General features: G+C 68.6%; 16 protein-coding genes. 6 read left to right on the top strand and 10 right to left on the bottom strand.

From position 1 onward, the window contains the following. Positions 1-19: 19 nt before the first annotated feature. The 6 genes from GobsT_RS25890 to GobsT_RS25865 form a co-directional block, all read right to left on the bottom strand. Complete coding sequence (locus GobsT_RS25890) at positions 20-1,225, bottom strand: hypothetical protein (RefSeq protein WP_010035773.1); 1,206 nt, start codon at positions 1,223-1,225, stop codon at positions 20-22. Beyond that, entirely contained in the window at positions 1,179-1,994 is an 816-nt protein-coding gene (locus GobsT_RS25885; protein WP_010035775.1) for a HesA/MoeB/ThiF family protein, read from the bottom strand. The genes GobsT_RS25890 and GobsT_RS25885 overlap by 47 nt, the downstream gene beginning before the upstream one ends. 14 nt (positions 1,995-2,008) lie before the next feature. Continuing rightward, positions 2,009-2,623, bottom strand: coding sequence for a hypothetical protein (locus GobsT_RS25880; RefSeq protein ID WP_010035776.1), 615 nt, complete (start codon positions 2,621-2,623; stop codon positions 2,009-2,011). A 72-nt stretch (positions 2,624-2,695) separates the two neighbouring features. Beyond that, a complete protein-coding gene (locus GobsT_RS25875) occupies positions 2,696-3,121 on the bottom strand; it encodes a type II CBASS E2 protein (protein WP_010035777.1) in 426 nt (141 codons plus the stop codon). 101 nt (positions 3,122-3,222) lie between these two features. Continuing rightward, a complete protein-coding gene (locus GobsT_RS25870) occupies positions 3,223-3,405 on the bottom strand; it encodes a hypothetical protein (RefSeq protein WP_010035780.1) in 183 nt (60 codons plus the stop codon). Positions 3,406-3,657: 252 nt separating this feature from the next. Next, a complete protein-coding gene (locus GobsT_RS25865; RefSeq protein ID WP_029600708.1) occupies positions 3,658-3,900 on the bottom strand; it encodes a hypothetical protein in 243 nt (80 codons plus the stop codon). Positions 3,901-4,051: 151 nt separating this feature from the next. Here GobsT_RS25865 and GobsT_RS25860 point away from each other — a divergent pair, with 151 nt between their 5' ends. From GobsT_RS25860 to hpnC, 4 genes are read left to right on the top strand one after another with little or no spacing between them, the layout of a single operon-like run. After that, positions 4,052-4,813, top strand: coding sequence for an alpha/beta hydrolase (locus tag GobsT_RS25860; RefSeq protein WP_010035786.1), 762 nt, complete (start codon positions 4,052-4,054; stop codon positions 4,811-4,813). 5 nt (positions 4,814-4,818) lie between these two features. Next, positions 4,819-6,825, top strand: a complete 2,007-nt coding sequence (locus GobsT_RS25855) for a WD40 repeat domain-containing protein (RefSeq protein WP_010035787.1) — start codon at positions 4,819-4,821, stop codon at positions 6,823-6,825. Positions 6,826-6,853: 28 nt separating this feature from the next. Further along, on the top strand, positions 6,854-8,173 hold the full coding sequence (locus GobsT_RS25850; RefSeq protein ID WP_010035788.1) for a PhoPQ-activated pathogenicity-related family protein: 1,320 nt from the start codon (positions 6,854-6,856) through the stop codon (positions 8,171-8,173). Beyond that, positions 8,173-9,078, top strand: a complete 906-nt coding sequence (gene hpnC / locus GobsT_RS25845; RefSeq protein ID WP_010035789.1) for a squalene synthase HpnC — start codon at positions 8,173-8,175, stop codon at positions 9,076-9,078. Before GobsT_RS25850 ends, hpnC begins: the two co-directional genes overlap by 1 nt. A gap of 14 nt (positions 9,079-9,092) precedes the next feature. On the opposite strand, the gene GobsT_RS25840 is transcribed toward hpnC, so the two are convergent. After that, the gene (locus GobsT_RS25840) at positions 9,093-11,009 is read right to left on the bottom strand and encodes an NAD-binding protein (RefSeq protein WP_010035790.1); all 1,917 of its coding nucleotides are present in this window, start codon (positions 11,007-11,009) and stop codon (positions 9,093-9,095) included. 91 nt (positions 11,010-11,100) lie between these two features. Here GobsT_RS25840 and GobsT_RS25835 point away from each other — a divergent pair, with 91 nt between their 5' ends. Beyond that, positions 11,101-11,427, top strand: a complete 327-nt coding sequence (locus GobsT_RS25835; RefSeq protein ID WP_010035793.1) for a (2Fe-2S)-binding protein — start codon at positions 11,101-11,103, stop codon at positions 11,425-11,427. A 130-nt stretch (positions 11,428-11,557) separates the two neighbouring features. Here GobsT_RS25835 and GobsT_RS25830 read toward each other — a convergent pair whose 3' ends face one another. Then, positions 11,558-12,424, bottom strand: coding sequence for a phospholipase C/P1 nuclease family protein (locus tag GobsT_RS25830; RefSeq protein ID WP_010035795.1), 867 nt, complete (start codon positions 12,422-12,424; stop codon positions 11,558-11,560). Positions 12,425-12,709: 285 nt separating this feature from the next. Between GobsT_RS25830 and GobsT_RS25825 the strand changes: the two genes are divergently transcribed. Then, on the top strand, positions 12,710-14,062 hold the full coding sequence (locus GobsT_RS25825) for a hypothetical protein (protein ID WP_010035798.1): 1,353 nt from the start codon (positions 12,710-12,712) through the stop codon (positions 14,060-14,062). Between the two features lie 127 nt (positions 14,063-14,189). On the opposite strand, the gene GobsT_RS25820 is transcribed toward GobsT_RS25825, so the two are convergent. Both GobsT_RS25820 and GobsT_RS25815 read right to left on the bottom strand, forming a co-directional pair. Beyond that, complete coding sequence (locus GobsT_RS25820; RefSeq protein ID WP_010035804.1) at positions 14,190-15,308, bottom strand: DUF1573 domain-containing protein; 1,119 nt, start codon at positions 15,306-15,308, stop codon at positions 14,190-14,192. A gap of 159 nt (positions 15,309-15,467) precedes the next feature. Next, positions 15,468-16,328 (bottom strand): sugar phosphate isomerase/epimerase family protein, encoded by an 861-nt coding sequence (locus GobsT_RS25815; protein WP_010035810.1) that lies wholly within the window; start codon positions 16,326-16,328, stop codon positions 15,468-15,470. Positions 16,329-16,521 lie beyond the last annotated feature (193 nt).

Genomic DNA, 16,521 nt, shown 5'->3' with positions numbered 1-16,521 from the left:
GGGCGGTCGGCGCCGTCCGCTACTGAAGGCGGCGCAGCCGGTCCGCGAGTTCGTCGTCGGCCGCCTGCGACCAGGTGAAGTCCGGGGGCGGCACGAACCCGCCCTCGCCGTTGACCCGCGCCGCGGGCACCGGCCGCAGCGACGCCACGCCCAAGACGCGCCCGCCCAACCGCAACTCGAACCCGCTCACGCGCGCGAGCGCGGACACGTCGAACAGCACCGGGGCGAACACCATCGGTCCGTCCGTGATGACCGCTTCGGCCGTGTGTTGGATGTTCGGGTCCGGGCCGGCGCTTGCGAACGCCACGATCTCGAACCGGCACACGCCGACCGCCCCGGGCTCGCCCCCGGCGAGCACGAAGCACGGTCCGATCTTGCCCGCGTCGCTCAGCACGGGCGGCTGCTTTGCGGTGTGAACGGTGCCGCTCGCGTCGAGTAGCGCGAAGCGGATTTCGAGCACCCGCACACCCAGTTCGAACTTCTCTTCGGGCACCACCTGGAGCCGCTGCGCCGCGAGGGTGCGGTCGCCGGCGTGCCACACCACCCACCACGGACCGGCCGGCTGCGGGTGTTCCGGACATACGGCCGTCACCAGCGCTTCCGACCGTGCGAGCTGCGCCGCCCCCAGCGCGACCGTTGCGGGGTACTCGGTGCCCGAGCGGGAGTCGTGGAACACCACCCGCACCCCCAGTTCCGCGAGCGGTGCCAGCCCGGTCGGGCTGCGGAGCAGGGCGGCGGCGAGGAGCCCGTCGTACTGGTGCTGACAGACCGCGGACGCCGGCGCGGTGGTCCCACCGAACCGCACCGCGACGGTCGCGTCGGCGAGCGTCAGGCCGGTGAGGAACTGGGTCGGGGCCAACACGGGCACAAGGAGCGTCTCGACCACGCGGCCGCGCCACAGTAGGTCGGCGGACACTGAGTCCGGCGGCACCGGGAACCGGAACGTGACGTGGAACCGGTCGTCGCCACCGGGGCGAATCGTATCGGCGGGGAACGTGGCGCTCGGCGTGCGGAGCGCAAACTCCGACTTGGGGCGCGCGCGCCCCGGGCCGCGGAACCCGACGTCCAGCGCCACCGCGTCGGCGGTCCACGGCACCGGCGACTCCCAGCGCGTGGCGCCGGCGCGCTCGAACCCGACGGTCACGCCCGTCAGGAGCGGGCGCCCACCGCGGAGCAGCTTAGTTCGCGCCCAGACGGCCCAGCGCGTCAGCCAGTGCGGCGTCAAGTGCGTCTCCGGCGGGGAGCGGTTTGGCGTTGCCGCAGGTGAGGCAGGTGGGCGAGCGCGGGACCTTCATTCGGTGCGCGCGGAACGGCGCGTCAAATACTCCAGTGACCGTCTGGAGCGAGAACAACATGCTGGTGAAGTCGATCGCCGGGCGCGAGGCGATTTCCCCCAGCGTTACGAGGGCGTGTAGACCGGCGACGGTCGCGATGCTCGCTTTGCCGGCGGGGATCGTCGTTTCCGGTTGTGTGCCGTTCGGGTTGCTGTAGTCGGGCGGCGGGCCGGCCGGTTGCTCGGTCACCTCGCGCTTTAAATGGCTTGCGACGCACCCGTAACACGCCCCGCTGGGCACGAACCGGTGGACCCACCCGCCGATGCCCCCGCTCAGCACCTCGCCGAGGGTCCACGGCTTTCCCGTGGTCCGCATCAGCGCGTCGAACGCGAACTTTGCGGCCTCGTTGTCGGCCGCGCACACGCCCACGTCGCACTCGGCGGCAAGAGCGGCGAACTCGGCTTGGCGCGTCGGATCGGTGATATCGGAAGCGAGCGCCGTGACCTGGAGGTCGGGGCGTAGCGCCCGCAGCCACTCGGTTGCCAGATCGGCCTTCAGCCGGCCGACTGCGGCGGGGGGGAAGAGGTGCCGGTGGACGTTGTGCGCGGCGTACACGTCCGGTTCGATGAGCGTGACCCGGGTGACCGCGGGATCGCGCGCGATCAGGTCGAGCACCGCCATCCCGCCGCTGCCGGCGCCCAACTGAAAAACGTGACTCATGCTTCCCTTCGGCCTCAACGAATCAAGGCGCGACCCTCGGTTGTGACCTTCTCGAGTTCCGCGGCCGTGCCCTTGACCTGCTGGCTCAGGCCCCGCACCTCGGCGAGCTTGGCCTCTGCCCGTCCGCGCATCACAGCGAGCCGGAACGTCTTGTGAAAGTCCCTGGCGGCGCGGACCTGCTCGTCCATCTTCTTGAAATTGGTGTGGGCCTCGGCGACGGTCGTGAGCCACCGACGCTGGAGTTCCGCGTTCTCGCTCAGCTCCTCGGCCCGCACCTGCGGCGAGTCGATCGTGCGCGCCACGCGCTGCATGCGCGCGAACTGCCGGTCGAACGACCGGCTGAGTCGCGTGAGTTGCTTCTTCAGCTTTTTCACCTCGCGCTCGATGTCGTCCCATTCCTCCTTCCACTCCGCCGCGAACTGCTCCTGGGCGGTCCGGTCGTCGGGCACATCCCAGGCCGCGAGACGGGCGTCGACCGCCTCCATCCGGTACTGAACGGAGGCGCGGTTGGCCTCGAACTCGTCGACGGCGGCCGGCAGATCGACGACCGGCGCAGGATCGCACCCGCCGGTGCCGACCACCGCGCACGCGGCGAGCGCCAGTAAGGGGTTCACGTTCGGGCGGCGCATGGCGGCTCCTTACAGTTGCGGGTACTCACCAGTGAGTACGACGCGCGGAGCGCCGGATTTAACGAAACGCGCTCATTTCGCTTCGGGCAGAGGCCACTCGCCGGTTTCGTGCCACAGCTCGTAGCACAGCAGCCACCGCCACGCCGCGACCACCGCGAACACGCACGTGAACTGGCTCGCGTCCCAGCGGCTGGTCGCCCGCGTGGACCCCTGGCGCCACAGACAAACCGTCTGCCCTTCGAGCAGGTGCGGGCAGTGCTTCAGCGGCGTCAGCACCCGGGTTTCGGGCGCCATAATCGGGTAGCTGGACAGGAGCCGCGTTTCGAGCGCGTACGGGTTGTGGCACGGCTTGAGACAGTACGACAGCGTCAGCCCGCCGCCGACCTTCGTGACCGCGATGCGGTACTCGGTGGCGCGGCCCGCGTTGTAGCGCTCGATGGCCGGCAGTTCAACGGCCAGCAACCGCCGCTTGCCCGGTTCGGAGTCGAGAAGTCCCATGGTTCGGGAATGCGAAGTTCGGAACGCGGAACTCGGAATGAAAACACAGAACTAATGACGAAGTCTTTGATCCCGCGTTGCGCGTTCCGAACCCGCACGTTTCAGTAGTGCACGGGGACCGACTTCACGGCGGTGATCACCTGCTCGTCCGGCACGTCGTCGGCGGTGCCCGCGAAGCTGGTGTCCTCGGGGTCGATCAGCAGCGCGGTGCCGCGATCGGCGTGCCCGCGGAGCGCGGTGAGGAGCTGGCGGCGCTCCGCTTCGGCGAGGGGTCGGAAGTCCATGACAGGTCCCTGAAAAGGTGAAAAGGTCGACGGTTCGCGGGCCGTCGGTCGGGCCGGGCGCGGCGATGCGCCCGAAGGTGCGTCGGAGCAGTGTCGCGTGGCCAGTCGGCCCGCGCGGCGCGGTTGTCACTGCGGCCGTCGTCGTGAGAGGCGGCGGTCGTGGGCCGCGCGGCGAGTGCCGAGCGCGGCGGCGGTCAGAAAAGGTCGGTCCGTGCGTCGAAATCGGTCGTCGGCTGCACCGACCTGCCACCATCATACCCGCGCCCCGGCGCCGCACAAGGGACGCTCCAAAATGGCACCGCCTTGCCGCGCTTCTGCCGCGCCGCAGTTACTTTCCGGCCTGCCTTTGCTGACGATGTCGAAGTTCGCTTTGTCCGTCCCGACCTGCGGCACGTCGAACTCGTGCTTGCTAATCGCGTTCCACTCCGGCGGGACCGGATCCAACTTGCCCAGTGGGCTGGTCTTGAAGGGAATAGAACGAACCGTGCGCGTCACGGTCGAACGCCGCGGCTCGGCCACATGAACCCTGAGAAGGGGTCCCAGCGGTCGAGCGAGTCGTGTCTTCACTTGTGACGCACAATGAGCGGACTGTCGAGGGGACCGATGGTCCGAATGGACGAGTTTGCGCCAACGTGAGAGGAGCATTGTGCCCACGTCAATCGTATCGGTTCCGCTTCCGGCTGGTGCGCTGGCCGGCAGTTATCAGCCCGGGGCGCGGGCCGATTTCGCGGTGCTGTGGGTCCACGGGTTCGGGAGCCACCGGGGGGGCGAGAAGGCCGAGGCGGTCCGCGCCGAGTGCGAGCGCCGGGGGTGGGCGTTCGCGGCGTTCGACTTCCGTGGGCACGGCGCGTCGCCGGGGCGAATCGTAGACCTGACGTGCTCCGGGTTGCTCGACGACCTCGCACTCGTTCGCGAGTGGCTCGCCGGCCGCGGGCACACGAAACTGGGGCTGATCGGGTCGAGCATGGGCGGGTTCGCGGCGGCGTGGTTCGCGAAGCAAAATCCGGTGTCTGTTGTGGGCTGCGTGTTCCTGGCCCCGGCGTTTCTATTCTTGGAGCGTCGGTGGAGCCGCCTGACGCCCGAGGAGCAGATCGCCTGGGCCCGCACCGGCCGGTTGGCCGTGAAGAACCAGTGGCTGGAGACGGAAATCGGCATCGGGCTGATGGACGAACGCGCCCGCTTCCGCCCCGAAGATCTGGTGAAAGACTGGGCAACGCCGGCGCTCCTGTTCCACGGGATGGCGGACGACGTGGTCCCCGATTCGGACAGCCTGTTCTTCGCGCGCAACGTCGGGTACCCTCGTGTGGAACTGCGGCTCATCAAGGACGGCGATCACCGGCTCACCGCCCACAAGGACGACATCGCCGGCGCCGCGGGCGCGTTCTTCGCGCGGCTCCTTTCGGGGTGACCAGTATGCGGGTATTCGGTGTGTTCATCGGCGTTGCCGTGCTGTGCGGTGCTGTACCGGCGGCCGATCCGCCGGGGAAGAAGGACCGGTACGGTGACCCGCTGCCGGACGGGGCGCGGATGCGGTTCGGCACGGTCCGGGGTCGGGCGCCGATCTCGGGATTCGGGATCGAGAAGGACGGCACTGTCGTTACCGCCGGAATGCTGGCCGAGGTGCGGCGCTGGCGTGCGACCCGGGAATCCAGCGAGGAGCCGCTGTTCCTGCCGCTTCCCGAACCCGTTGCGATCGCCAGCTACCCACAGGTGTCGCCCGACGGTCGGCTGGTCGCGGTCTGTTCTCAAGACAAACTGTCCGTCTGGGAGGCACCGGTCGATGGTGAGTCGAAGCCGAAGTGCCTGGCCGAGTTCGCGGCCGGTCGCCCGCGGCTGTTCCGCTTCTCCCCGGACGGCTCGAAGCTGATCCTCACCACCGCAAGTTCGGGCGTCTCCTCCGTACTTCTGTGTGACATCCAGTCCGGGCAGGCGACGGCGCTGGGCGGCGGGGATGGGTACTTCGAAGCCGTCAACTTCTCCGGTGACGGGAAGCGGGCGGCCGGCGTCGTCGGCAGAAAGGTTGTCCTTTGGGACACGGCCTCAGGGCGAACGCTTGCGGATCACCAACTGAGCGACTGGCTTGCGGGCACATTCGCACTCGATTCGGCGGGGCAGGTACTCGTCGCACGCGTTTATCTGGACGGTGGCAAAAGCGAGTGGCGCGCGATCGATCCGCTCACGGGCAAGTTGCGGGACGGCTTCAAAGGGCCACCTGGTGGGCGGTGGGCCGCCTATGCGCCGGACGGCAAAACGCTGCTCGTGGGCGATTTAAAGGGGATCACTTGGTGGGACCCGGCTGCGGGTCAAGCGGTGCGCGCGTTCGACGTCGTTGCGTCCGGCGGCGGTCTTCAAGACGTTCCGGCCCGGCTCACTCCTGATGGCAAGGTACTGGTCGCGCACAACGGGCACATGCTCATGAGGTGGGACGCGGCGACGGGGAAACCGCTTTTCCGCACGCAGGACGATGGTCATAACGGTTACGTGAACGGTCTCGGCGTATCGCCCGACGGCAAGTTGATCGCGACTCGCGGCCTCGATAGCCGGGTGTGCGTCTGGGATACTGCGACCGGGAAAGAGGTGTGGCGCACGGCCGCGCAATGGTCGAGCGCTCCGTATCTGGTGTTTGCGCCCAACGGGAAGCATCTGTACCTGCCGGGGCCAGGGCCGGGAGAGGTCACGCGATATGACGCGCTGGCCGGCAAGATCGCGGGTCGGTTCGTTGTCGATCTGAAGGAGGGCGGACAAGGGGGCGTGGTGTCAATTCGGCTGTCTGCCGATGGGAAAACGCTTCACGGCCTGAGCCGCGGGGCAACCGCGGATGATTCGGGCCTCTTGACGACGTGGGACACCGCGACCGCGGCGCGCGTGAACGTGGCCCGCCTGACCGACCCGCGGCAAAGCGACTGGGGAGAACTCTCTCCTGGAGCGCAATTTATTGCCGAAGTGGGGTACGGACGGGGCGGCGTGGTGGCCCTCGGCTCCCCGGACAAGAACCTCCTCGCCGACGCCAAAGTGCCCGGGCATTCTCTCCTGCTGTCGGGGCACTTCTCGGACGACGGCAAGTGGTTCACGCTGGTGACGCACCGCATGGAGGACGGTGTGGCGAAGTACGCGGCGGTCGTGGTATCGACGCCGATCTGGCGCGTGACCGCCACGGTGCCCATCGCTCAGTACGGCGCAGCGGCCCTGTCGCCGGACGGGCGGACGCTGGCGGTTGCCGCCGCCGATCAACTCGAGTTCTACGACGCGGCGACCGCCGAGTGGTTCGGCGGGTACCGGCTGCCGGTGACCGGTTGGGAGCGACCAGGGAACCGGTTCACGCACGTTCTGCGGTTCACCCCGGACGGCACCAGGCTGATTTCCGGGCACCTGGATACAACGGCATTGGTGTGGGCGGTTCCCGCCCGGCCCAAGAAGTGACCGGACCACACTCTCACGGAGACCTCACTTGCGACTGCTCACGCTGTTCGGTCTGCTCGTCACCCCGGCCCTCGGCGCCGCGGCCCCGGACGTGCCGGCCCCGCCCACCGAACTGGTCGATTACGTGACCAAGAAGGACGACTCGTTTTCCTGGAAGCTCGCGGACAAGAAGGACACGGACACCGGCACCGTGTACGAACTCGACCTCGTGTCGCAGACGTGGCAGAGCATCAAGTGGGAGCACAAGCTACAGGTGTTCGTGCCGAAGGGGGCGAAGCCGCAGGCCACGATGGTGCTATGGAACCAGGGCGGCCGGCCCAACGCCGGGTCCGGCGTCCTGGGGCTCCAGATCGCGACGGGGGTTAAAGCCCCGGTCGCGTTCCTGTACGGGGTGCCGAAACAGCCGCTGTTCGAGGGCAAAGTCGAGGACACGCTGATCGCCGAGACGTTCGTGCGGTACCTCGACACGAAGGACGGCTCCTGGCCGCTGCTGTTCCCGATGGTCAAGAGCGTCGTCCGGGCGATGGACGCGCTACAGGCGTTCGCGAAGGAGGAGTGGAAGACGGAGGTGAAGTCGTTCGTGGTGACCGGCGCGTCCAAGCGCGGGTGGACCTCGTGGCTGACGGCCGCCACCGGCGACCCGCGCGTGAAGGCCATCGCGCCCATCGTCATCGACACCCTGAACATGCCGGTGCAGATGAAGAACCAGGTCACGGCGTTCGGCAAGCCGAGCGAGATGATCAAGGACTACACCGAGCGCAAGCTGGTGCCGATCCCGGACACGCCGGAGGCGAAGAAGTTGTGGCAGATGGTGGACCCGTGGGTGTACCGCGAGAAGCTCACGCTGCCGAAGATGATCATCAACGGGGCGAACGACCCGTACTGGCCGCTGGACGCGCTTAACTCCTACTGGGGCGACCTGAAGGGCGACAAGTGGGTGCTGTACGTGCCCAACGCCGGCCACGACCTGCGCGAGGTCGACGCCGACGGGAAGAAGGAGCTGCTCCCGATGCGGGCGGTGGCCACGCTGGCCGCGTTCGGCCGCTGCCAGGTGTTCGACCAGAAGATGCCAGAGCTGTCGTGGGTGTGTGACGAGAAGGCCGGCGTGTGCCGGCTCGAAGTGACCTCCGCCGCCAAGCCCGTCGCGATGCGGGTCTGGGTGGCGGAGGCCGAAACGCGCGACTTCCGCAAGGCCCGCTGGGCCGAGGATAAGGCCGCGAAGTTCCCGGCCACGGTGACCGCGCCCGAAAAGGGGTTCCGGGCGTTCTATGCCGAAACTGAGTACGACCTCGACGGGCTGAAGTTCGGGCTCTGTACGCAGATCCGCATTTTGGAAGCGAAGAAGTAATGACCTGGGATTTTGCACGCGAGCTGGCGCGGTGGGGGCCGGGCGCCCCCGCCGCGCTACGCCTCAGCGACGCCCGCGCGTACTGCGCGGGCGTCGCCCGGTCGCACTACGAGAACTTCACCGTCGTGTCGCTGCTGCTGCCGCGGCGCCTCGTCAAACACTTCCACGCGGTGTACGCCTACTGCCGCTGGTCCGACGACCTCGCCGACGAGACCGCCGGCGGGCAAACCGCTCTCGACCTCATCGCGTGGTGGCGCCGGGAGCTGATGTCTTGTTACGAGGGCGAGCCGCGCCATCCCGTGATGCTCGCCCTCCGCGAGACCGTTCGGCGCTTCGACATCCCACCGGACCCGTTCCTCGCGCTGCTCGTGGCGTTCGAGCAGGACCAGCGGGTGAAGCGGTACGACACGTTCGAGCAACTGGCGGGTTACTGCGCGAACTCCGCGAACCCGGTGGGGCACCTCGTGCTGCGGCTGTTCGAGTGCTTCGACGCCGAGCGGGCCGCGCTGTCGGACGAGGTCTGCACCGGGCTCCAGTTGGCGAACTTCTGGCAGGACGTGGCGCGCGACCTCGACATCGGCCGAGTGTACCTCCCGGCGGAGGACCGCGCGCGGTTCGGCTACTCCGACGAAGACCTCGACGCGCGGCGGTGTACGCCACAGTTCCTTGAACTGATGCGGTTCGAGGTGTCTCGCGCCCGCGGCTACTTCGCGCGGGGGGCCGCACTGCTTCCGCTGCTGCCGCGCGCGGCCCGCGTGGACGTGGATTTGTTCATCCGCGGCGGCGAAGCGATCCTGGACGCGATCGAGCGGCAGGGGTACGACGTGTGGGCGCGCCGGCCCGAGGTGAGCAAGGTCGCGAAGGCGAAGCTGTTGCTCGGCGCGGCGGTGCGCGCCCTCGTGTAAGGACGCGCCCGCCGTTACACGAGCCGCGCCTTGGCTTTCTCTCGCTCCAGCAACTCGATCAGCTCGCGGGCCGCGCCGAACGTGAGCCCGTCCGCCACGGTGAACGCGCCGCCGTGCAGCAGCGCCGTCGCCTCCTCGCGCGAACACTGCCGGCTCACGCACACCAGCGGCACCAGCGCGTCCCGCGCCGTCGCCGGCCACGACTCCGCCACCACGCGGTGGTTCGTCGGCGGCTGCTGGAACCGCAGCAGCCGCTCGTAGTCGGGCAGCTCGGCCACCACCGTCAGCTTGTCCCCGACCTTCAGCCGGTACCCGCGGGCGTCGGCGAGGTCGCGCCCCGAGAGCGCGATCGGGAGCAGGTCGTGGTCGAGCACGAACGCGCGGAGCGACGCGCCGTTCAGGTGGTCGTCGGCGTCGTTGACGACCAGATCGACGACCACCAGCGTCCGCCCGGCCACGGGCACCAGTGCCTGAACGCTGTCGCCGTAGAGGGCCGACACGAACGCCGGGGCTGCCAGCGCCGGGGCCGAGATCGCGTTCCGGATGTCGGCGGCCTCGCGCACCGCGTCCGCGAACTCCGGTTCCGTGAGCCGCACCACCACCCGCTGTTTCGCGTTCATCTCGCGCACCAGCAGCGCGACCTCGATGTTGCCCAGCTCGCTGTCGGTGGCCGCAATCACGGCCTTCGCGGCGCCGGCGCGGGTCTGCGCGAGCACCTCCGGCACGGTCGCGTCGCCCACGAACACCGGCACCCCCATCCGTCGCACCGTGTCGTGGAACTGCCCGTCGGCGACCTTGTCGATCGCGACGACGCGCTCGTTCATCGCGATCAGCTCCTGCACCAGCCGGTAACCCACGTTCCCCAGCCCGCAGACGACGATGTGGCCCCCGTCCGGGACGTGGCGCACCTCCAGGGCGCCCTTCAGCCGCGCCCGGATGAGGTAGTTCGTCAGGATGGCCGTGAACCCGGCGATGAGGGCGGCGCCGGCCAGCTTCAGCACGCTGATGAACACCTTCGCCCACTCGGGCCGGTTCTCGCCGTGCAGGTCGCCCCCGGTCGCGATGATGCTGACCGTCTGGTACAGCCCGTCGCCCCACGCGGTGTCGAGCCCGTAGCGGAACACGAGCGTACTGGCGAACAGCGTACCGAACAGCACCGGGGTGATGATCTTGACCGCCAGGTCCACTTCCAGAAGGGTGCGCCGGGCGGTGCGGAGCCACCGGCGCAGTGCGCCGGCCCACTGAACACCCGCGAACCGGTCGCCGCGGAGCCGCTGAACCAGGCGCTGGATGTCGGCCGGTCGGCCGGTGACGGTGAGCCGGTCCCCGGGCGACAGCACACGCTGGCCGCTGACGGCGTGGAGGAAAACGGGGCTGCCGGCGGCGGGGGTGAGCACCAGCGGCGCGAACCCGTGCTGGAGTGCGAGGTCCGCGACCGGCCGCCCCGCGAGTTCCGAATCGTCCGTGACAAGCAGTTCCGAGATCTGCCGGGGGCCGTCCCCCAGCCGGAACGCGCCGAGCGCGTCGCCGGTGACCGCGGTCAGCGCCATGACCGGGGCGATTAGCGCGGAGACGCTCAGTGCGACGGTGTTCTTCACCGCCCCGCCGAACCGGGTGATGAGGTTCTGGTTGAACATCCGGACGACGACCCGGGCGGTCGGGTTCAGCTTGCGGGCCAGCAGCGCCGTCGAGATGTTCACCAGGTCGTCGGACGTCACGATGACGATCCCGCGGGCCTCTTTGACCCCGGCCCGTTCGAGCAACTCGTGCCGGCGGCAGTCGCCCTTGAGCACCGTCGCGCCGCAGAGGCGCGGGTCGTCGGGTTCGGTCTTGAGGTCGATCACGACGACCGGCAGCCCGGCGGCGCGGAGCGATTCGAGGACGCGCCACCCGACCCGCCCGAGCCCGCACAGCAGCACCGGCCGTTCCATACGATCACGCTTTCCGTTGCGGCCCGCGGCCCGCACCGCGGATAATAAGAGCGTACCGGGGCGATCCTACCGGGCTATTCGGGCGGCACTAATGAATCTCGACGACAAAGTCTGTTACTGTTTCCACGTCTCGCGCCGGAAGCTCGTGAACTGGGTGAAACATAACGCGCCGAAGGTGCCGAGTCAGCTCTCGATGTGCGGGGGCGCCGGGACCGGGTGCGGGTGGTGCATTCCGTTCTTGAAGCAGATCTTCCGGCAACACGCCCCGCCCGCGGGCGGGTGCGCGTCGTGCGTCGAGGTGCCCGAAGACACACTCGACGCACTCACCCCCGAGGAGTACGCCGCGTTGCGAGCGGATTACGTGAAGGCCGGGCACGGAACGCCCCCGCCCGGCGCCGCGCCGCTGCCGGAAGGGTAAGGGGGCGAAGCCGATAGTCGAAGTTAACGGCCTTTCCGTGCGCAAATCACTGTCGGGTCCCGAGTAACTGGTCGCCCGCGCTCCGAAGCGGACACAATTCTCGAAGCCCCTTCGTGTCCGAACCGCACGCTCACCAGTGGTTGGGGAGTTTCTCGCTGCGGAGCCACGCGGTGTACCACAGGTCGAGGGTCAGTTGGGCGCCCGCCCGCACCCGCCCCAGGATGAACTCGCGGCTCTCGTCGGTCGGCTTGTCGAGCGCGCCGGCGGCGTCGAACTCGTAGCACTTGGCGATGTGGGTGTGCGACTCCGCGATGAACGTGTTCACGTGCTCCCAGACGTTGTCGATCTTCTTCGCTTCCAACCCGCGGCACACCTCCTCGGGGGTGATCTTGTTCTTCTCGGGGAAGCCGTCGACCTTGGCGTGGATGCCCTTCTGCTTGACGGTGCCGTCCGGCTGGTTGCGCCCGTCGAAGTCGCGGGTGGTGTGGAGCGGCATCGCGGCGTCGCCGGTGTAGTGCGCCAGCGTGCCCCCGTACACCAGGCACTTCATCGGCACCGACGTGTCCTTGGGCGCCTTGCGGTGGTCGTAGAAGCCCACCGTCAGTTTCTCGTAGTACTCCACGATCGCGTAAGGTAGCGTCCCGACCTTGTTCGGCTCCTTCTTCAGTTCGCCGTAGACCATCTTCAGCCCGTCGTAGCGGTGCGTGGCGGGGTACTTCTTGCCGTCCAGGTCTTCGAGGTCGAGGAAGTGGTTGCCCTCCTCGGCGCGCCGGAGGAACGTCATCTCGCGGTTCTTCCAGCGGTCGGGATCGCCGGAGAAGTGGGCGAGGTGCTTGCCCCCGTTCCGGAAGAACTCCGGCACCCCGTCCGGCAGTCGCGCCGCCGCGGCCGCCGCCACGGTCTCGTGCCCGCCGGACCACCAGCCCGACGCGAAGCCCCCGAGCAGTCCCGCGGCCACGACCGCCGCGAGCAACAGAACCGCCGTGCGCCGCTTCATTGATTTCCCCTCAAAATCTGGTCCAGAGCGCCGCACCGGCGCGTCCGTAACCGGTTTATATTCGCGACTTTGCCGAGTTGGTCGTTATTTCCTGGTGAAGGCATTCAACCGGATCGACCGATTCGGCCGATTGTAAGAGGTGCCCGATCTCCATCGGGCGGGCCAGAAGTCGGTGAGGAGCGGACAGGTGAGGAGTTGGGGCCAAGGGCGCTTCGAACCTCGCAAGGTCAAGGTTGTTGGTTTCCTTATTCCTCACTCCTCACTGACTGAGACGGGAGGTCGGACATGCCCCGTGCGGTGTGGGTCGCGCTGACGTTGGTGGCGGTCGGGACCGCGAGCCCGGCCGGCGCGCAGCCACTCGGCCCACTCGAGCCGCTGCCGCCGCCCGAGGCTCTCGGCTCGACGCCGATTCGGTCCGCGCACAGCGCCGCGCGGCCGGCTCCGGTACTCGGCGCGCCGGTGGCGGTGGTTGGCGTCGCGCCGGAGGCGAGCCTTACGCCCACCGGGTTCGTGGACGCTCCCGTTAACCCCCAGCCCCGTCGCGGGGCCGCGTTCGGCGCCCCGGTCGTGGCCGCGACGTTCGGCACCCCCGCGCCCGACGAATCTGCGGTGGCCGTCCCCGCTGCGCTCGTTGATAAGGCGCTCGCGCGGACCGCGTACACCACGCCGACGGCCGACACGGTGAACGAGTTCCTCACGAAGCGCTCGGATCTGAAGGACAAGGGTAAGGACGAGAAGCTGCCGGCGCCGAAGCGGTCGTCGTGGAAGTTCGGGGACGCGCTGGAGGGCGTGTTCGGGAGCCGCAACGGCGGGTGGTTCCGCGGCGACCACATGTTCGACGGGTTCATCTCGCCGGTCAGTAACCCGTTCCTCGCGGAGGACCCCCGGTCGATAACCGAGCTTCGCCCGCTGTTCATTTACCAGAAGGTGCCGACCGACCAGCGGGACTTCCGCGGCGGGCACATCACGTTCTTCGGCGCGCAGGGGCGGGTGGCGTTCACGGACCGCTGGTCGCTGGTGTTCCACAAGTTCGGCGGCATCACGGTGAACCCCGACGGCAACTCCCGGTTCGGCGACGAAACCGGGTTCGCGGAACTTTGGCTCGGGCCGAAGTACACCTTCTACCGCGGCGAGGAGAACGGCGCGCTGGTGGCCGGCGGGTTGCAGTTCCAGTTGCCGGTCGGCTCGTCGGGCGCGTTCCAGGACACCGGGTCGCTGTCGCTCGTGCCGTACGTGACCTACGGCCAGAACTTCCTCCGCGACATGCGGCTCGGGAGCTTCAACAGCATCATCACCACCGGCTACTCGTTCGCCACGAACAGCGAGCGGAGCGATTATTACTGGCTGTCCGCGCACCTGGACTTCGACATCCTGAACAAGCACCATTTCTACCCGCTGGCCGAGCTGAACTGGTTCCTGACCACGACCCGCGGCACCACGACGACCATCGGGAGCGAGGGGCGGGACCTGATCAACTTCGGCGGGCAGGCCAAGCACGGGCTGCTGACGGGTGCCCTCGGCGGGCGCGTGAAGCTGAACGAGCACGCGCAGTTCGGTGGCGCGTTCGAGATCCCGTTCGCGGGGCCGAAGGACCTCTTCCGCTACCGGTTCACGATCGATTTCATCCTGCGGTACTGACGCGGTCCGAGAAACGCACGAGCGGCGGCTGCGAGGGGGCGTAATGGCGAGAGGGGCGGGCAGAAGAGCCGGTGTGATCCGCTTCGTCTGCCCGCCGCCGTGAAGCACTGGACAATATTCCGCAGCTTTACTTGGAGCCTTCTTCCTTCTCGGGGCTGGTGCCCGTGGCTTCGACCGACAGCAGCGCGGACGATTCGCCCGGCTGGTCGGTGCTGATGCGGAGCTGGCGTGCCACCGTGCCGGGCTTCTTCGGCTCGAATTTCACCACAATCACCTGCACCGGCAGCGCCGCGGGCGTTGCGGGCAGCTCGACCGTGATCCCGTCGCCGGCGCCGTCCACCGCCGCCACCTTGAACGGTTTAGCGGCCCGCACCAGCACCCGCTGCGTTGCGGACTCGCCGGGCTTCACCTCGAACCGCACCTTCCCGGGGTTCAGCTCCAGCGGCGCGATCACGGTTCCCGTCACCGCGAGCTGGATCAGGGGGTTCGAGGTGTCGTTCGTCCTGAGCGTGATCTGCTCGGAGAGCGGCCCCGCGGGCGCGTTCGCGCTCAGCGTCACGTCCACCTGGAACTCGGCCCCGCCGCGGAGCGGGCCGCCCCGCGAAGTCTCGGTCACCCGCACGTCGAACGGGTGGTTCCCCGCGACCGCCTCGGTGATCTTCCAGTCGCGGGCGCGGCCCGCGTACTTCACCTGGACCGACTGGCTCAACCGCGTCCCCTTCGGCACCGTCCCGAAGCTGACCGCGCCCGGCGACACGCTCACGTCGGTGCGGCTGGTCGCGGACACACGCAGCACCGCAGTAGACACGAACTTCGGCCCGAACGTGACGTAGAAGTTCTGGGAGTTCGACCCCACGAACTTCCCGGTGTTCATCGTGACCGTGAACTCGGCCGTCTCGTTGGGCTCGAGCGTCTTGGTCATCGGGATGTAGTCCAGGCACGTGCAGCCCTTGCGCACGTCCGTGACCCGCATGGGCACGTTGTAGATGTTCGTGATCGTGAACTTGTGGACGCACAGCGTGCCGTGCGGCACCTCGCCGAAGTTGTGGGTGATGACCGCGGGCGCCGCCTGGTCGCGGTCGGTCGCGGCGTTCGGGAGGAAGAACTTGTTGGCCCACGGCACCGCCGACTGGGCCGCGGGCTGCTCCACCGGGGCGGCGGTGGTGGGGGCCGGCGGAGCGGCCGTCGCAACCGTTAGAGTCAGCCCGCTCGCCGCAACCGCCGCGTATCGTAATGCCCGTCGCATTTTGCACCTCCAGGCCGCCCCGACCGCTGCGGGCGGGCGTCGCATCCTACATCGGCGGGCAAGGGGGTGATCCGGCAACGAACGGCGCCCGCGCGAGGCGTCACGCGGGCTCGCGGGGCGGGGCATCCGATGGGTTCGCTACGGCCCGCACACGCGGACTCACCCGACGCGCGTGCTCTTTCCGCCCAACTGCTCCCGGATGAATTTGATCCCCTTCGTGTACACGTCTTCAGGTGTCGGGAACAGATCCCGCCACACCTTCGTGGCGGCGGCCAGGTCCGGCAGCGCCCGGCCGAACGCCTCGATCGTCATCCAGCCGTCGTAGCCGACTTCGCCCAGCGTGGTGAACGTGTCGTCCCAGTTCACCTGCCCGGACCCGGGCGTGCCGCGGTCGTTCTCGCTGATGTGGACGTGCGCCAGCACCGGCGCGACGGTCCGGATCGCCGCCGCCGGGTCCTTCTCCTCAATGTGCGCGTGGAAGCTGTCGTACATCGTCCGCAGGTTCGGGTGGTCGACGGCCTTCACCAACTCGACCGCCTGCGCCGCGGTGGTGATGAGGTAGCACTCGAACCGGTTCAGGTACTCGACCGCCATCGTGAGGTTCGCCGACTTGGCGAACTCCGCGACCTCACGGAGCACGTCCGCGGACCGCTTCTTCTCGTCGGCGGTGGGGCCGGCGCCCGAGAACTCGCCGAGTGCGGAGTGGAACGGCCCGCACACGGTTTCGGCGCCCAAAACGTGGTTGATCTCGACCACCGTTTTCAGCCACTCGACGGCCCTCTGCCGGGTCGCGGGGGCGGGGCTGATCGCGTTGGTTTCCCTCGTTAAGACGGTGACGGTGGTGCATTTCAGCCCGAGCCGGTCGAGTTCGGCGCGGATCGGCTTGTACTCCGCAGGGGCGCCGCCAAACACCGGCAACTCGACTCCATCGAAGCCCGCCGCCTTGAGTCTGGCTAAGAGGGGAAAATGCTCGCTGGTGACCTCGCCGGTCCAGAGGAGCAGGTTCATCCCGAGCTTCATGTTGCGTCTCCCGTGGGGAAGTGTGCGGCATTGTCCCCGACGCCGGAGCCCGCGGCAACGGTGCGAGTGAAAATCCTGGCCCGCGATGTACTGACGACGATCAACGATCTGGAGGCACCGCGGGCGTGAACTGCATCGACCGCCGGCCGAATCGCGTATCAGGCGACGAACGAGGCGGCGTGAGTGCCGGGCA

The sequence above is a fragment of the Gemmata obscuriglobus genome (assembly GCF_008065095.1).
Taxonomy (GTDB): Bacteria; Planctomycetota; Planctomycetia; order Gemmatales; family Gemmataceae; genus Gemmata; species Gemmata obscuriglobus.
This window is presented reverse-complemented; position numbering and strand designations above follow the sequence as displayed.

Excerpts from the sequence above, each read along its gene's own strand:
- GobsT_RS25825 (WP_010035798.1), top strand. The coding sequence starts at position 12,710 with ATGCCCCGTGCGGTGTGGGTCGCGCTGACGTTGGTGGCGGTCGGGACC.
- GobsT_RS25855 (WP_010035787.1), top strand. The coding sequence starts at position 4,819 with ATGCGGGTATTCGGTGTGTTCATCGGCGTTGCCGTGCTGTGCGGTGCT.
- GobsT_RS25885 (WP_010035775.1), bottom strand. The coding sequence starts at position 1,994 with ATGAGTCACGTTTTTCAGTTGGGCGCCGGCAGCGGCGGGATGGCGGTG.
- GobsT_RS25835 (WP_010035793.1), top strand. The coding sequence starts at position 11,101 with ATGAATCTCGACGACAAAGTCTGTTACTGTTTCCACGTCTCGCGCCGG.
- GobsT_RS25875 (WP_010035777.1), bottom strand. The coding sequence starts at position 3,121 with ATGGGACTTCTCGACTCCGAACCGGGCAAGCGGCGGTTGCTGGCCGTT.
- GobsT_RS25840 (WP_010035790.1), bottom strand. The coding sequence starts at position 11,009 with ATGGAACGGCCGGTGCTGCTGTGCGGGCTCGGGCGGGTCGGGTGGCGC.
- GobsT_RS25880 (WP_010035776.1), bottom strand. The coding sequence starts at position 2,623 with ATGCGCCGCCCGAACGTGAACCCCTTACTGGCGCTCGCCGCGTGCGCG.
- GobsT_RS25870 (WP_010035780.1), bottom strand. The coding sequence starts at position 3,405 with ATGGACTTCCGACCCCTCGCCGAAGCGGAGCGCCGCCAGCTCCTCACC.
- GobsT_RS25830 (WP_010035795.1), bottom strand. The coding sequence starts at position 12,424 with ATGAAGCGGCGCACGGCGGTTCTGTTGCTCGCGGCGGTCGTGGCCGCG.
- hpnC (WP_010035789.1), top strand. The coding sequence starts at position 8,173 with ATGACCTGGGATTTTGCACGCGAGCTGGCGCGGTGGGGGCCGGGCGCC.
- GobsT_RS25820 (WP_010035804.1), bottom strand. The coding sequence starts at position 15,308 with ATGCGACGGGCATTACGATACGCGGCGGTTGCGGCGAGCGGGCTGACT.
- GobsT_RS25815 (WP_010035810.1), bottom strand. The coding sequence starts at position 16,328 with ATGAAGCTCGGGATGAACCTGCTCCTCTGGACCGGCGAGGTCACCAGC.